12 protein-coding genes and 2 tRNA genes are annotated in these 15,558 nt (G+C 54.0%); all 14 read right to left on the bottom strand.

All coding sequences use genetic code 11. The features are described from left to right. Positions 1-5: 5 nt before the first annotated feature. The 14 genes from PHACT_RS11435 to glmM all read right to left on the bottom strand — a co-directional run bounded on the left by PHACT_RS11435 (position 6) and on the right by glmM (position 15,529). Positions 6-2,636: an EAL domain-containing protein gene (locus tag PHACT_RS11435; protein WP_169819448.1), complete on the bottom strand. Its 2,631-nt coding sequence runs from the start codon at positions 2,634-2,636 to the stop codon at positions 6-8. A 130-nt stretch (positions 2,637-2,766) separates the two neighbouring features. Next, positions 2,767-3,408, bottom strand: a complete 642-nt coding sequence (locus PHACT_RS11430) for a tRNA-uridine aminocarboxypropyltransferase (RefSeq protein WP_070117884.1) — start codon at positions 3,406-3,408, stop codon at positions 2,767-2,769. A 61-nt stretch (positions 3,409-3,469) separates the two neighbouring features. Beyond that, the gene (pnp, locus tag PHACT_RS11425) at positions 3,470-5,590 is read right to left on the bottom strand and encodes a polyribonucleotide nucleotidyltransferase (protein WP_070117883.1); all 2,121 of its coding nucleotides are present in this window, start codon (positions 5,588-5,590) and stop codon (positions 3,470-3,472) included. Positions 5,591-5,695: 105 nt separating this feature from the next. Then, positions 5,696-5,965: a 30S ribosomal protein S15 gene (gene rpsO, locus PHACT_RS11420; RefSeq protein ID WP_070117882.1), complete on the bottom strand. Its 270-nt coding sequence runs from the start codon at positions 5,963-5,965 to the stop codon at positions 5,696-5,698. A 73-nt stretch (positions 5,966-6,038) separates the two neighbouring features. Then, on the bottom strand, positions 6,039-6,965 hold the full coding sequence (gene truB / locus PHACT_RS11415) for a tRNA pseudouridine(55) synthase TruB (protein WP_070117881.1): 927 nt from the start codon (positions 6,963-6,965) through the stop codon (positions 6,039-6,041). A 5-nt stretch (positions 6,966-6,970) separates the two neighbouring features. Beyond that, on the bottom strand, positions 6,971-7,459 hold the full coding sequence (gene rbfA, locus PHACT_RS11410; RefSeq protein WP_070117880.1) for a 30S ribosome-binding factor RbfA: 489 nt from the start codon (positions 7,457-7,459) through the stop codon (positions 6,971-6,973). A gap of 11 nt (positions 7,460-7,470) precedes the next feature. Then, on the bottom strand, positions 7,471-10,068 hold the full coding sequence (infB, locus tag PHACT_RS11405) for a translation initiation factor IF-2 (protein WP_070117879.1): 2,598 nt from the start codon (positions 10,066-10,068) through the stop codon (positions 7,471-7,473). A gap of 59 nt (positions 10,069-10,127) precedes the next feature. After that, positions 10,128-11,612, bottom strand: a complete 1,485-nt coding sequence (gene nusA, locus PHACT_RS11400) for a transcription termination factor NusA (protein WP_070118393.1) — start codon at positions 11,610-11,612, stop codon at positions 10,128-10,130. A 63-nt stretch (positions 11,613-11,675) separates the two neighbouring features. Further along, positions 11,676-12,125, bottom strand: coding sequence for a ribosome maturation factor RimP (gene rimP, locus PHACT_RS11395; protein WP_070118391.1), 450 nt, complete (start codon positions 12,123-12,125; stop codon positions 11,676-11,678). Between the two features lie 415 nt (positions 12,126-12,540). Then, positions 12,541-12,617: transfer RNA gene (locus PHACT_RS11390), tRNA-Met, on the bottom strand. A 189-nt stretch (positions 12,618-12,806) separates the two neighbouring features. Then, a tRNA-Leu gene (locus tag PHACT_RS11385) sits at positions 12,807-12,893 on the bottom strand. A gap of 14 nt (positions 12,894-12,907) precedes the next feature. Further along, entirely contained in the window at positions 12,908-13,288 is a 381-nt protein-coding gene (gene secG / locus PHACT_RS11380; protein ID WP_070117878.1) for a preprotein translocase subunit SecG, read from the bottom strand. A gap of 3 nt (positions 13,289-13,291) precedes the next feature. Then, the gene (tpiA, locus tag PHACT_RS11375) at positions 13,292-14,047 is read right to left on the bottom strand and encodes a triose-phosphate isomerase (protein ID WP_070117877.1); all 756 of its coding nucleotides are present in this window, start codon (positions 14,045-14,047) and stop codon (positions 13,292-13,294) included. Between the two features lie 117 nt (positions 14,048-14,164). Next, entirely contained in the window at positions 14,165-15,529 is a 1,365-nt protein-coding gene (glmM, locus tag PHACT_RS11370) for a phosphoglucosamine mutase (protein WP_070117876.1), read from the bottom strand. Positions 15,530-15,558: the final 29 nt, after the last annotated feature.

Raw genomic sequence — 15,558 nt, 5'->3', positions numbered from 1 at the left:
ACGGACTAAGTACCGGAGTGATCGTCGGCCGGGCGGACGCCGGGTTTGTCGTCAGACCCCTGAGTCAACAACAGTTGCTCGCGCCAGTTGGGCTCCGGCTGCGGGCGGCTGAAGAAATAACCCTGAAAGAACCTGCATCCCATTTCGCGTAGCCGCTCAGCCTGCAAATCGGTTTCTACGCCCTCTGCCAGCACCCGCAAGTTCAGACTGTGGCCCAGGGCAAGAATGGTCCTGACTATAGCTTCGTCATTGGCGTCAACCAGCAGGTCGCGCACGAATGACTGATCTATTTTCAATTGCGTCAGCGGCAGTCTCTTCAGATACCCCAGTGATGCGTAACCCGTACCAAAATCATCAAGAGAGAAGCGAATACCCAATTGTCGCAGCCGGTCCATTTTGTCAACGGTAGCGGCCACGTTTTCGATCAACAAACCTTCAGTCACTTCGAGTTCGAGTTTGGTAGCATCAATCTGGTTTTTCTCCAGACATTTGACGGCGTGATCAACGAAGCGTTCGTTATGGAATTGCCTGGGGCTGATATTTATCGCCAGTGTGAGTGTCGACATAAGCGGATCAGATTGCCAGCTTGCCAGCATTTCACACGCCCGCTCAATCACCCATTCGCCCAATGGCACAATGAGCCCGCAGGTCTCAGCCACTGGAATAAAATCAGATGGAGCGACCTGCCCCAGCTCCGGGTCATGCCATCGCAGCAAGGCTTCCATACCGAATATCCGACCCGACTCATCCACCTGCGATTGCAAATGGAAATTGAGACTGCCTTGCCTAAGTGCCTTGCGCAATGCCGTTTCAATGCGGGTACGACGGGTAACCTCTACCTGCATTTCCGAATTAAAGAACCGTACAGCATTGCCTTCATTCTTGGCAGCTCCCAACGCCAGGTCAGCAGCCTTAAGCAGGGCCTCAACATCACCATCATTGGTATCCGAGAACATGGCAATGCCAATACTGATAGCACAGACATGATCAGTGCCGTTGAGGTCAAAGGGCTGATTCAATTGATGGAGCAGGGCTACAGCCATGTCGCGCACGCGAACCAGGCATTCATCAGCGGCGACTGCCAGATCTTCTACGATCAACACAAATTCGTCAGCACCGAGCCGCCCTGCTGTGTCAGTACTCAACATGACCCGCTCGAGCCTCTCCCCGATCAACTGCAGCAACTGGTCACCGACCTCGTGCCCGAGCGTATCGTTAACAACCTTGAAGTCGTCAACATCGACAAATAACAGCGCCCCTTCGTACCCGGTCTTGTCTTTGCTGGCCAGGGCGTGACCCAACCTGTCCAGCACCAGGCGGCGATTCGGCAGCCCCGTCAGAGAGTCGTAAAATGCCAACTGGTGAAGTTGGTCGCGAACCTGTTTGTGTTCGGCTATGTCAGTTGAAATCCCGCAGAGGGCATAAATGCTATTGTCCGGGTTGCGCAATGGAATTTTGACAGACAAAAATTCATATTGCTTGTGACCTCGTATCAGCGTACTGGGCTCTTCATCCGCGACACGCTCTCCGCTCTTGATAACGAGCAGATCATTTTGCATCACTTGTGCATGGGTCTTCTCGTCGAAAAAGTCCGCATCTGTCTTGCCCAGAATATTATCGACTGGAAGTTCAAATAATTCACATACCTTACGATTGACATAACGGTATCTCAGATTGTCATCCTTGATATAGATGTAGGCATCAACGCTATTGAGGATGGTATTAAGCCGGGATTCACTCGCCATAAGGTTCCGGGTTTTCTCGGCGACCTTGAAGCGTAACAGCATCACGAACAGGGTTGTTGCCACCAGGGCTAACGAAAGCGACGCAATAATCCACCAGACAATCACCGGTACCGTTGCGCCTGCTGGCTCAACGCTCCATTCCCGAAGCAGGCTGTAATAAGGGGAGTCGTCATCGGACTTCCATTGCACCAGATAATTGTCGATAACAGACAGTACATCTGCGTGCATCCCTGCCGGTACTGCGAAAAAAATACGGCTGGGCTGGAACATGATGGGGGTTCGCCCCAGACCAAACTGAACGGCCATTCTGTCACCATAGAAATGACTGGCAACGGCGACATCGGCCAACCCCGAAGCAACCGCATCAAAGGTCGCCGCCAGCGAATCGAACATGAGCCAATCCACTGCCAGATCAAAACTGTCGACCAGCTCCATCATGTAGCGTTGCTGAACCGATCCATCCAGAACAGCTATGGTGCTTTCATTCAGATCAAGAAGGTTGATCAGGTCAAGACCATTGCGTTCATAAACCTGTGACCAGCTCAGCACAGCGTCAGTCTGATGAAAATCAAATAGCAGATCTCGTTCCGGGGTGTAGCTAACATCGGGCAGAATGTCGATTGTGCCTTCTTCAAGCATTTGCAGGCAGGTCACCCACTGACAGGGAACAACCTCGATCTGCCAGTTCTCGCGCTGGGCGATTTCAGACAGCAGCCCACCGAACATTCCCCCGGGACGCTGAACTGCACCCGGAATGGCATTGAGTGGACTGTCGTTGCTGCCCATTCGCAAGGTGGTTTGGGCCTGAACTGTGGTGGACAGAACGGCACAGAGCATCAACAACGCTATCGCTGCTCTGACTACGTGTTTGCCATTCATCAAAATTGCCATATTCATTAACTACTGGAAATGTGTAGATCTGGAGCATTTAGCAGGTGTGGTGATAAAAAATATTGCGCTACGGCAATGACTTTGGACTCATCTCACCCGTGTCGTCGATATTGCTGTCGTCACCGTCAGACTAAGGCGAGGCAGAATAATTGTGCTGAAACGTGTTGTCGCCCATTCGCTTGATCTGTTGATCAATCATCCAGTCCATGGTGCTCAGCATGGCGCTGGAACCGGCTTCGGGCTCCAGTTGGTTCAGCGTATGCACAATGGCTTCGAGTGTCGACACCGCATCAGGTGTTGGTTGTTTACGAATACGATAGCGGGAAATGGGCAATCCGTCGAGCATAAATGTCGGCAAGGCAGCCAGCGCCGGAAACACCTTCAACATACGCAGACTGCGCCCCCAGTCCGCATCAATGAACAGCAGGTCGCTACGCAGCCCCTGTGCGGCCTCCGTGAATGCGCTGTCAGGGCCAAGCTCAGACACCTGTCTGGCACCCGCTCCCGGGTAAATCAGGGCGGGATTGCGCAAAGGTCGGTGAAAAGCATTGTTTAACAGATCAGGCGCAGAATCAGGCCTGTCCGGATCCAGCGTCACCATCTCCACCTGGTTCAATGACAGAGATGCGATTCTGGCCGTGCCAATCGGGTGTCCTGCTTCTCGCACATCCTGCAGAATAAACACCGGCCATGAATTGGCGATGGCGTGAAGACGGGAACAATAACAGTAAGCAATGGGACGAAAACAGGCGGGGCATGTGACTCGAGGCATAACAAGCGCTCCAGGTCACCGCCGCCCGACCCGGGCGGCGGCTACGGAGATATATAGCAGATTACTCGGCGTCAGCAGCGTATGCCGCCTTGTCCTCATCAGTCACTTCCTTGATGCTCAGCTTGATACGGCCGCGTGCGTCGAGGTCCATGACCTTGACCAATACGTCCTGACCTTCGCTGAGGTACTCACCAATATTTTCCACGCGATCTGAAGAGATCTGGGAAATATGTACCAGACCATCTTTGCCTGGCAGAATGGTGATGAAAGCACCAAAATCGACAATACGGGCAACCTTGCCCATATACAGTTGCCCTACTTCGGCTTCCGCAGTAATACGCTGAATCAGTTCAATGGCCAGATCCCGTGACGCAGCATCTTCACCGTAGATGCGAATATTGCCGTCATCATCGATATCAACCGAGGCGCCACTTTCTTCGGTAATTGAACGGATAGTTGCCCCGCCTTTACCGATCACATCACGAATCTTGTCTGAATCAACTTTCATCATGGCCATGGAAGGCGCGTTTTCGGACACGGTTTCGCGTGCCGTTGGCAACACCTTGTTCATCACGCCCAGAATATGGATACGTGCTTCGTGCGCCTGGTTCAGCGCAATTTCCATGATTTCTTCGTTGATGCCCTGGATTTTGATATCCATCTGCAAGGCGGTCACGCCTTTCTCGGTGCCAGCAACTTTGAAATCCATATCGCCAAGATGGTCTTCATCACCCAGAATATCGGTAATGACAGAGAAACGTTCACCTTCCTTGATCAGACCCATGGCAATACCTGCCACCGGGGCCGACAGAGGAACACCTGCGTCCATCATGGCAAGCGAGCTGCCACAGACAGAGGCCATGGAGCTGGAACCATTGGATTCAGTAATTTCCGATACCACGCGAATCGCGTAGGGGAAATCGTCTTCCTTGGGCATGACAGCCTGAACACCGCGTTTGGCCAATTTGCCATGACCAATTTCACGACGCTTGGGACCCGACATGAAACCGGTTTCGCCAACACAGAAGGGAGGGAAGTTGTAATGGAACATGAAGGCTTCTTTTCTGGAGCCTTCCAGGCCTTCGATCAGCTGTGAGTCACGAATGGCACCCAGCGTGGTAACGACCAGAGCCTGTGTCTCACCACGAGTGAAGAGCGCAGAACCGTGTGCCTTTGGCAACACACCGGTTTCTATTTCGATAGGACGGACAGTGCGAGTGTCACGGCCGTCGATTCGAGGTGAGCCGTCAAGAATGCGGTTACGCACTACTTTCTTTTCCAGCTTACTGAAGACGCCTTTCACTTCTTCGGGAGTGACACCTTCCTCTTCACCAGCGAACTGCTCTGCTGCCTGTGCCTGCAACTTGCCCAGGGCATCGTAGCGCTGCATTTTATCAGACACCTGATATGCTTCAGCAATCCCGGCTGCGAACGCATCATTGACGGCTTTGGTCAGCGTTTCGTTAACAGCAGGTGCTTCCCAGTTCCAGGCTTCTTTACCAGCTTCCGCTTTCAGTTCGTTGATCGCAGTGATCACTGACTGCATGGCTTCATGGCCAAACAGCACAGCGCCCAGCATCTGGTCTTCGGTCAGTTCTTTGGCTTCGGATTCAACCATCAACACGGCCGATTCGGTACCTGCTACCACCATGTCCAGCGCTGAGGATTCCAGACGCTTGGCATCCGGGTTCAGCACATAGCCACGCTCTACGTCAAAGCCTACACGGGCAGCTGCGACCGGTCCCTGAAAAGGGGCACCGGAGATTGCCAACGCAGCGGAAGCACCAATCAGCGCTGCGATATCGGGATCCTGATCCTTGGTCGCAGAAATGACGGTACACACCACCTGAACTTCGTTCTTGAACCCAGCCGGGAACAAGGGACGAATGGGTCGGTCAATCAGACGCGAAACCAGTGTCTCTTTTTCTGTCGGACGGCCTTCGCGCTTAAAGAAGCCGCCGGGGATCTTGCCAGCGGCATAGGTTTTTTCCTGGTAATTAACTGTCAGTGGAAAAAAATCCGCACCTGGATTGGCCGTCTTTTTTGCCACCACAGTTGCCAGCACCTGTGATCCACCCATGGTGACCACAACAGCACCGGTCGCTTGCCGCGCAATCTTGCCGGTTTCCAGCGTGACCGTCTGATCACCGTACTGGAATGTCTTGCTTACAATATTAAACATAAACTGTTCCTGTTTTTTATTTGAGACCCGGGCAGCATTGCAGCAACATCCATTTTACCAAGAGTCTCTTCTCACTTTCTCATCGTTTTGAAAAAGGACAGCGTCTTAGCGACGCAGACCCAGACGCTTGATCAAAGTGGCATAACGCTCAACATTTTTGCGCTTGAGGTAATCCAGCAGCTTACGACGGCTGTTTACCATACGGATCAGTCCACGACGCGAATGATGGTCGTGAGAGTGTTCACGGAAATGACCCTGCAGCAGGTTGATGTTTTCGGTCAGCAATGCCACCTGAACTTCGGGAGAACCTGTGTCTCCTTCGCCCTGGCCGTATTCTTTGACAATGTTTGCTTTCTGTTCTGTCGTTAAAGCCATGCTAAATCTCCAAAATAATATGCGCTAAGTGATAAGACATCCTGTCAACCAGCGTAACCGTGCATACTGACAGTTACCTGGCGGCCTCCTTTATTAACCGGTGTGGCTTGACCCGACCATCGTCGAGCATCTCGCCTATACCGATGAATTCTTCTTCGTCATACAATCGTACCAGACCACTGCTGGGCATCTGCCGCAACATCACCGCCTGACCCTGGCGAACATACGCAGCCATCTGCGCCGACATGACCGCCTTTGGCAGATGCTCAATGGCCAAGTCGGGCGCCTGCAACAGGGCATCCAGCCCTTCGGTGCCGTCAGCGTCAAATATCGCCTGCAGGGCCTCTGGTGTGACACAGCCCTGGAGCCGGAAAACGCCCGCCTGCAAACGGCGCAGGGCCGTCACATGTGCGCCGCAACCGAGGGCTTCGCCCAGATCGTCGGCTATAGTACGCACATAGGTCCCTTTGCTGCAATGGATTTCCAGTGACAGCGAGGACCCGTCAAATTCGTGCAGAATCAGATCATGTACCGTGATCAGCCTGCTTTTTCGTTCCACTTCCTGCCCTGCACGCGCCAGTTTGTACAGCGGCTGGCCTTTGTGCTTAAGTGCCGAATACATCGGTGGCACCTGTTCAATATCACCCCGGAACTGTGACAGACATGTGACCAGCGCCTGTTCGCTCAGATCGCCGACCGGGCGCGTACTGATCACCTCGCCTTCAGCGTCGGCGGTATTGGTACGTTGCCCGAGACGGATCGTGGTCAGATACCGTTTGTCCGCCTCCAGCAGAAACTGCGACACTTTTGTCGCCTCGCCGAAACACAGCGGCAGAACCCCGGTCGCCAATGGATCCAGCGCGCCAGTATGTCCAGCCTTGCTGGCCTGAAACAGCCGCTTGGCCTGCTGCAGGCAGGCGTTGGAGCTCATGCCCTGTGGCTTGTCCAGCAACAGAATGCCGCTGATATCGCGACCTTTCCGTTTTCTATCCGTGGCCACAGTTTTTAGTCTCTTGTTTCCGGTTTGTCGGAGCCAGTATCATCTGCTCCGGACTCGTCACCGGCATCCGGCAAGTGATCATGTGTACTGTCTTCCGCCAGCGCCTTGTCAATCAACGTGGACAGGTAGCTGCCGCGGGCAATACTGTCGTCGTACTGAAACTTCAAAGCCGGCGTTGTGCGCAGACTCAGCTCCTTGCCCAGCAGGCTGCGCAGATATCCCGCCGCCTTGTTCAGGGCCGCAAGGCTGTCATCAATCTCGCGCCGGTCAAGTTCGCCCATGTCTTTCAACTGGCTGCCAAAACCGTCCTGCACCAGACCGCTGCTGAGCACCGTGACAAACACATTGGCGTAGGCAAAATCACGGCTGACATTGACGCCAGTGACAGAGACCATGCCCACGCGCGGGTCACGAATTTCACGTCGGATCAGATCAGCCAGGATGCGCTGTATCTGATCCGCGACGCGCTGTGCTCTCGGTGAAGGCTTGTTCATATAAACTGCCCTTACAGTGAACGTGCGACCTGAGTGGTCTGATAGACCTCGATCTTGTCGCCAGCTTTGACGTCATTGTAGTTCTTCACGCCTATGCCGCACTCCATGCCATTGCGTACTTCGTTGGCATCGTCTTTGAAACGTCGCAGCGACTCCAGCTCACCTTCATAGATCACTACGTTGTCGCGCAACACCCGAATCGGCTTGTTACGGAACACACTGCCTTCAACAACCATGCAGCCGGCGACCTGGCCAAACTTCGGTGAGTTAAACACATCGCGCACTTCAGCGACGCCCAGTATCTCTTCGCGTAGCTCCGGTGTCAGCATGCCACCCAGTATTGCCTTGACGTCGTCGATCACGTCATAGATCACGTTGTAGTAACGCAGATTCACACCTTCGTTCTCGATAACGTCACGTGCAGACTTGTCGGCACGTACGTTGAAGCCGATCAGCATGGCTTTGGAGGTTACCGCCAGATGTGCGTCAGTCTCGGAAATACCACCAACGCCTGAGGCCACTACATTGACCTCAACTTCGTCAGTACCGATCTTCTGCAGAGAACCCACGATCGCTTCCATCGAGCCGCGCACATCGGATTTGATCACGACATTAAGAATGCCCTTGTCGGCCTGGCCAATGCCCGCGAACATGGCTTCGATCTTGTTGCCCTGCTGCAACGCAGCTTTATGGTCTTTGTGTCGCTCCAGTCGGAATTCAGCAACTTCTTTTGCTTTTTTCTCGTCGACAACAACGACAAATTCATCTCCGGCTTCGGGCACACCATTAAAGCCCAGCACCTCGACCGGTATGGACGGGCCCGCAGACTTGACTGAACGGCCGGTCTCATCGATGAGTGCTCTTACCCGGCCATACTCATGACCAGCCAGGACCACGTCACCCACATTTAGGGTGCCATTCTGTACCAACACAGACGCCACCGGGCCTCGGCCTTTGTCCAGGCGCGACTCAATCACGACACCTTTACCAGAGGCATCAATAAATGCCTTGAGCTCGAGCATTTCAGATTGCAGCAGAATCGCTTCCAGCAGCTCATTGATACCAGCGCCCGTGTGTGCAGATACCTGCACAAACATGATGTCACCACCCCAGCTTTCCGGAATCACATCTTTGGCGGCCAGTTCACTGGTCACTTTGTCGATATCAATATCTTCTTTATCAACCTTGGTGATGGCCACAACAATCGGCACTCCGGCAGCGCGGGCATGCTGAATGGCTTCTTCAGTTTGTGGTTTCATACCATCGTCAGCAGCCACGACCAGCACCACGACGTCAGTTGCTTTCGCGCCACGCGAACGCATCGCGCTGAACGCAGCATGGCCAGGCGTATCAAGGAAGCAGATCATGCCGTGATCAGTTTCTACATGGTAGGCACCGATGTGCTGAGTGATTCCGCCGGCTTCGCCAGAGGCGACAGCCGACTTGCGAATGTAGTCCAGCAGCGATGTTTTGCCGTGGTCAACATGGCCCATCACCGTGACAACCGGCGCACGGCTTACCGCTTCCGCGCCACCGTCATACGCCAGGGATTCATACAGATCATCTTCAATGGCATCGGCGGACACGAACTTGGCCGTGTGCCCGAATTCTTCCACCAGCAGTGTCGCAGTGTCCTGATCCAGCACCTGGTTAATGGTTGCCATGACACCCATTTTAAACAGACTCTTGATCAGCTCGGCTGACTTGAGAGACATCTTCTGTGCCAGATCAGGCACCGTATTGGCTTCACCAATGATAATTTCGCGCGAAATAAACTCCGTTGGTTTCTCAAAACCATGTTGCTTGCTGCGAGGTTTCTTGCGCGGCCCACCACGTCGGCCACGACCACCTGCACTGTCAAAATCGTTATCTTCGAGAACAAAGTCATCGGCAGTGATTCTCGTCTTGCCCTGTTTCTTGGCGGGTGCTGTCTTTTTGCGGAACCCGGACTTCTTCTCATCGTCTTTATCATCGGCATCATCCTTGCGCCCTGTCTTGACCGGCGCCTTGGCTTTGCCTGATCCTGGCTGACCGGTCTTGGCAGCACGTGCCGCCTCCACCTGTTCAGCGGTTGCTGCCGCCGCGACATCAGCGCTGTCGTCCTTCTTTTCCGCTTTTTTGTCGGCCGCTTTGGTTTCTTCTTTGGCTTCCGGCTCAGCAGGGGCGTCTGCCGCTGCGGACTCTTCCGACTGCGCAGGCGCGTCAACTTTCTGCTCGGTTGCCGGCTCGGGTGCGACCTGTTCCTGCATTCCCTGCGCAGCAACAACTTCCGCCTCTTCAGCCTTCTCCGGTTCCAGTTCGCTACGCTTGACGTACGTGCGCTTTTTACGCACTTCAACGTTGACTGTCTTGCCTCGACCCTGGCCCGATGATGTTTTTAACGTGCCAACAGTTTTGCGTTTCAGCGTTATCTTTTTGGGAGCGGAGTCCATAGCCTCCGACGCGCCATGGCTGCGCCGCAGAAACAACAACAATGCGTTCTTGTCCTCATTGGAAATCGGTTCTTCCGCGCGCTTGTGCGGCAGTCCGGCCTCTTTGATCTGGGCCAGAAGCCGTTCCGCGGTAACACCAACCACTTTGGCAAGTTCACCGACTGTTACATCTGCCATTTAGCTACTCCTGTCTACTCTTGATGCCCGATTTGGGGTAAACGTTTTATGTAAACAGTTTACGCAAACCAGGGCGCTCGAGCGGTCATAATCAGTTTTCCGGCACGTTCTTCGTCCATGCCTTCAATATCCATCAATTCATCGATTGCCTGTTCCGCCAGATCTTCCATGCTGACGATGCCCTTGCCTGCCAGCGCAAGCGCCAGTACGTCATCCATGCCTTCCATATTCAGCAAGTCGGCTTCCAGGTTCGCGCTGGACAGGCCTTCTTCCGAAGCAATCGCCTGAGTCAGCAGCGCATCACGCGCACGGTCGCGAAGCTCTTTGGCAATATCTTCGTCAAAGCCGTCAATATTCAACAGCTCATCTATTGGTACGTACGCAACCTCTTCCAGTGAGGTGAACCCTTCGCTCACCAGCAGCTCGGCGACATCTTCATCTACATCGAGTTTTTCCATAAACGTGGTGATGAACGCACTGGCTTCCTGTTGTTGCTTCTCGTTGGCTTCGTCAATGCTCATGACATTAATTGCCCAGCCCGTCAGCTCAGCAGACAAACGTACGTTCTGACCACTGCGACCGATGGCCTGGGCCAGATTGTCTTCTTCCACCGCAACATCCATGGTGTGGCTGTCTTCATCCATGACAATGGACGCTACTTCGGCTGGTGCCATGGCGTTGATGACCAGTTGTGCAGGGTTATCATCCCACAAAATGATATCAATTCGCTCATTGGCCAGCTCATTGGAAACCACCTGCACGCGCGAACCACGCATACCTACACAGGCGCCCACCGGGTCAATACGCCCATCATTGGTGCTGACCACAATTTTGGCGCGTGACCCCGGATCGCGCGCGGCTGCCCGAATCTCGATAACTTCTTCAGCAATTTCCGGCACTTCGATTTTAAACAACTCGATCAACATACCAGGCGCTGTGCGGCTAAGGAAAAGTTGCGGACCACGCACTTCCTGGCGTACGTCCAGCAACAGGGCGCGCATACGGTCGCCGGTACGGAACATTTCGCGAGGAATCATCTGGTCACGTGTCAACAGGGCTTCTGCATTGCCGCCCAGATCCACCAGCACACTTTCCCGCGTTACTTTCTTTACTGTGCCCGATACCAGCTCGCCGACACGGTCGCGGTATTCCGCTATAACCAGGTCGCGCTCAGCTTCACGCACTTTCTGCACAATAACCTGTTTGGCTGTCTGTGCCGCGATACGACCAAATTCCGTGTTTTCAATTTTTTCTTCGTAAACATCGCCGACGTTCAGGTCTGCATTTTTTTCCTGCGCAGCTGTCAACGCCAACTGTGCCGCCGGCTCTTCCAGCTCGTCATCGGCAACCACGTCCCAGACGCGGAAGGATTCATACAGACCCGTCTTACGGTCAACATGGACACGGCACTGCACTTCTTCTTCATCGAAGCGCTTTTTGGTCGCCGTTGCCAATGCCACCTCGATGGCTTCAAATATAACGTCGCGTGACACTCCCTTCTCATTCGAGACCGCGTCTGCAACCATCAGAATTTCTTTACTCATCATAGTAGTGTCACCTTACACACGGATTCATCGTCCCAGCGGCGCCCTGAACTGACATGCCTATCAGAATGCAATGTTAGCCTTGTCGATGTGCTGGAATGGAATTTCAACTAATTCGCCGTCAACAGTCATCACAACCTGATCTGCTTCCGCCTTCTCCAGAACGCCCTTGAACTTGCGGCGCCCATCAATCGGTGTCCGAAGGCGCAAATTCACCACGTCACCAATAAACTGACCGTACTGCTCGAATCGGAACAAAGGGCGATCCATGCCCGGAGACGAAACCTCCAGGGTATATTCACCGGACAAAGGGTCTTCCACATCAAGCACACCACTGACCTGCCGGCTGGCGCGTTCACAATCGTCGATGGTGATGCCTTCCGGACTGTCAATATAGATGCGCAACAGACTCGAACGCCCACGGGCAATATGCTCTACGCCCCACAATTCCAGACTCAGGGCCTCGATTGTTGGCCGGAGCAAGTCAGAGATCATGTCGACTGATGCTACCACCTTGTCATTTACCTTTTTTACGACACAAACAAAAAGTGGGCCTGCGGCCCACCTCAAAAACAAAATACTTGTCTTACCGACGCCGTCATCACACAGCCTTCGGTGGCGGAACCTGTACGCACCAGTCTGACTGGCACCTACATCTTTCACACCTTTCTCAACCTGCAGCGCCGATAAAAATGCGCCAGCATAAATCTGCACCTAATAAAAAGCCCCATCAAGGGGCTCTGGTACAGAGCCAGGCCATTCAGCGCAGCTACTGCAGATGACAACCCAGATAGCTCGTTATAACTCTGGGTAGCACTAATAGTGGTAGCGGGGGCAGGATTTGAACCTACGACCTTCAGCGGCTGCGCCGGTTAAAGTGCCGAGCCCGATCGTCGGGCTGCCTGATTACTACCTTTCACTTCAATAGTGGTAGCGGGGGCAGGATTTGAACCTACGACCTTCGGGTTATGAGCCCGACGAGCTGCCAGACTGCTCCACCCCGCAACAAAACTTCAAACTTCTCAATAACCTTGCTCATCAGCAGTGCTATTCAACTCAGATGACTTCTGGCAAAGCCTCTATCTGAGGGCAGGTATTCTAGTGGCCTGACCACCCTAAAGTCAAGTGACTTTCGAGCCAGAAGCCCAACTTCGAGCACCTGCCGTCAAACAACTGACCATCTTTTACTACAATTGGTGCCGAAGGCGAGACTTGAACTCGCACGACCATTAGGCCACTACCCCCTCAAGATAGCGTGTCTACCAATTCCACCACTTCGGCCAAATTTTTTTCTGTTACTGCTCTGTCTCAGGCGCCTGGTCAGGCACCTGCGGCACATCTGACGATGTCGCCGGTGCCGTCAACTGAGGCACGTCGGATTCTTCAAGCTCACGCAACACATCAGGGTTTACAAGCGGCGAGTCATTGTTCAGTCCGCCAGCACTGTACTGCTGCGCATAGATCGCCAGCACCAGGCTGGTGGCGAAGAATATGACCGCGGCGACAGTAGTCGAACGCGTCAGAAAGTTACCCGAGCCTGAGCTACCGAATACAGTCTGTGATGCCCCGCTACCAAAAGCAGCGCCAGCGTCCGCACCTTTACCCTGCTGCAGCAGAACCAGGCCGATGATTGCGATAGCGGCAATCACATGCACAACGACCACAAGAGTTTCCATAATTCAGCTCACACTATTACAAATTTCGATAAATGCCGCCGCATCAAGCGAGGCCCCACCCACAAGCCCACCATCAATATCGGCCTGTTCAAAAAGTTCCGCTGCATTGCCCGGGTTAACACTGCCACCGTAGAGCAACTGCACTGCGCCGGCCACCTCTTCATCATGGCCAGCAATCAATGTACGAATAAAAGCATGCATCTGCTGCGCTTCCTGCGCTGATGCCGAACAGCCCGTGCCAATCGCCCAGACCGGCTCATAAGCAATGATGGCACGCTCAAAAGCAGCAACTCCGGCCACCGTAAGCACCGCATTAATCTGCCCGGAGACAGTCGCTTCGGCATGACCGTCATCACGCTGCGCCAGCGTTTCGCCAACACACAGGATCGGTATCAACCCCTCGCGTTGCGCGGCAACAAATTTCTGCGCAATCAATTCATCGGTCTCGGCCAGCTGCTGACGCCGTTCGGAGTGCCCCAGAATGACATAGCGCGCGCGGCAATCAACCAGCATACCGGGAGCAACTTCTCCGGTATAAGCGCCGCCATTCTCGCACCAGGCATTTTGCGCGCCCAGCACAATTTCACAGCCTTTGATGGCGTCAGCGACGACTGTCAGATACGGAGAAGGCGGACAGACAACAATATCAACGCCATTGATTCCGTGCGACACAGCCGGCACCAGAGCACGCAACAGCTCACTGATGCTGTCGCGCGTACCGTTCATTTTCCAGTTTCCGACAACCAAAGCGCGGCGCATATTGACTACCCTGTGCGATGTCGGCGCCCGACATTGTTAAAACGGGGCGCCACTATAACCAGTTTGCCTCAACCTTGCAAGATGAGCGCCTTACAAGAACTACCGACAGCGCCCGGATCAGGATGTTATTGACTCGGTGACCACATCGGCAAGCGCCTCGGCATGTGCAATCACCACGGCCTCATCGTCACCCTCGACCATGACCCTGATCAGTGGCTCGGTACCGGAAGGCCGAAGCAATACCCGACCTCGTCCCGCCAGTTTGCGCTCGACCTCAGCAACGGCTGCCAGCACCACCGGATTCGACATCACCTCAGACTTGCTGACAACCCGGACATTCACCATATGCTGCGGCATCTTGGTCATCTGCCGGCTCAAATCGTGCAGACTGGCGCCAGTCTGCGTCATAGCCGCCAACACCTGTAATGCACAGACAATACCGTCGCCCGTTGTGGTGACGTCGAGACAGACCACATGCCCTGAGGACTCGCCCCCCAGTTGCCAATTCATTTTCTTCAGCATCTCCATGACATAGCGGTCACCCACATCCGTGCGGATAAACGCAACATCCAGTGCTTTCAGGCCAAGTTCAAGGCCCAGGTTACTCATCAGTGTACCGACAACGCCGCCAAAATCGACATGGCGGCGACGCCTGTCGCGGGCAATGATGTAAAGCAGCTCATCACCGTCAACTACATTGCCAAGATGGTCCACCATCACTACCCGGTCGCCATCGCCATCAAATGCAATACCGATATCCGCCTGCTGCGCCAGCACCTCCTGCACCAGACGCTCAGGCGCGGTGGACCCACAGTCCTGATTGATATTCATGCCATTGGGTGACACACCGATGGCCTTTACCGATGCACCCAGTTCGGCAAAAACATTGGCGGCGATGTGGTAGGTAGAGCCATGCGCGCAGTCCACGACAATATTCAAGCCCTGCAGCACCGCATTGCCCGGCAATGTACGCTTGCAGTACTCAATATAGCGACCAGCCGCATCTGTGATACGGGTTACCTTGCCGATCTGGTCAGACGCGACGGTGGTGAGATCGTTGTCCAGATAAGCCTCTATCGCCAGCTCGGTTGCGTCTGGCAGTTTGGTACCATCGCCAGCAAAGAATTTGATACCGTTATCCTGAAATGCATTGTGCGACGCACTGATAACAATGCCTGCCTGTGCCCTGAAGGTTCGCGTCAGATAGGCCACTGCTGGCGTGGGCATGGGACCCAGCATATTGATATCGACGCCCGCAGAAGCAAGACCCGCTTCCAGCGCCGCCTCAAACATGTATCCGGATACTCGGGTATCTTTGCCAATCAAAATCTTGCTGCGCAAGCCACCCGAGCGGGCAAAGACCTTGCCAGCGGCCCAACCCAGTTTCAGCATGAAGTCGGGCGTAATCGGGTACTCACCGACATGCCCACGAATACCATCCGTACCAAAATACTGTTTTTCTTTGCCTGTATTTGATCCCATGCGTTTTCTTATTCCTTTTTTTGCTATCA

The sequence above is a fragment of the Pseudohongiella acticola genome (assembly GCF_001758195.1).
Classification (GTDB): Bacteria; Pseudomonadota; Gammaproteobacteria; order Pseudomonadales; family Pseudohongiellaceae; genus Pseudohongiella; species Pseudohongiella acticola.
This window is presented reverse-complemented; position numbering and strand designations above follow the sequence as displayed.

What these genes read in the sequence shown, in the direction of transcription:
- PHACT_RS11435 (WP_169819448.1), bottom strand. Translation starts at nt 2,636, where the DNA reads ATGGCAATTTTGATGAATGGCAAACACGTAGTCAGAGCAGCGATAGCG.
- PHACT_RS11430 (WP_070117884.1), bottom strand. Translation starts at nt 3,408, where the DNA reads ATGCCTCGAGTCACATGCCCCGCCTGTTTTCGTCCCATTGCTTACTGT.
- pnp (WP_070117883.1), bottom strand. Translation starts at nt 5,590, where the DNA reads ATGTTTAATATTGTAAGCAAGACATTCCAGTACGGTGATCAGACGGTC.
- rpsO (WP_070117882.1), bottom strand. Translation starts at nt 5,965, where the DNA reads ATGGCTTTAACGACAGAACAGAAAGCAAACATTGTCAAAGAATACGGC.
- rbfA (WP_070117880.1), bottom strand. Translation starts at nt 7,459, where the DNA reads ATGAACAAGCCTTCACCGAGAGCACAGCGCGTCGCGGATCAGATACAG.
- infB (WP_070117879.1), bottom strand. Translation starts at nt 10,068, where the DNA reads ATGGCAGATGTAACAGTCGGTGAACTTGCCAAAGTGGTTGGTGTTACC.
- nusA (WP_070118393.1), bottom strand. Translation starts at nt 11,612, where the DNA reads ATGAGTAAAGAAATTCTGATGGTTGCAGACGCGGTCTCGAATGAGAAG.
- secG (WP_070117878.1), bottom strand. Translation starts at nt 13,288, where the DNA reads ATGGAAACTCTTGTGGTCGTTGTGCATGTGATTGCCGCTATCGCAATC.
- tpiA (WP_070117877.1), bottom strand. Translation starts at nt 14,047, where the DNA reads ATGCGCCGCGCTTTGGTTGTCGGAAACTGGAAAATGAACGGTACGCGC.
- glmM (WP_070117876.1), bottom strand. Translation starts at nt 15,529, where the DNA reads ATGGGATCAAATACAGGCAAAGAAAAACAGTATTTTGGTACGGATGGT.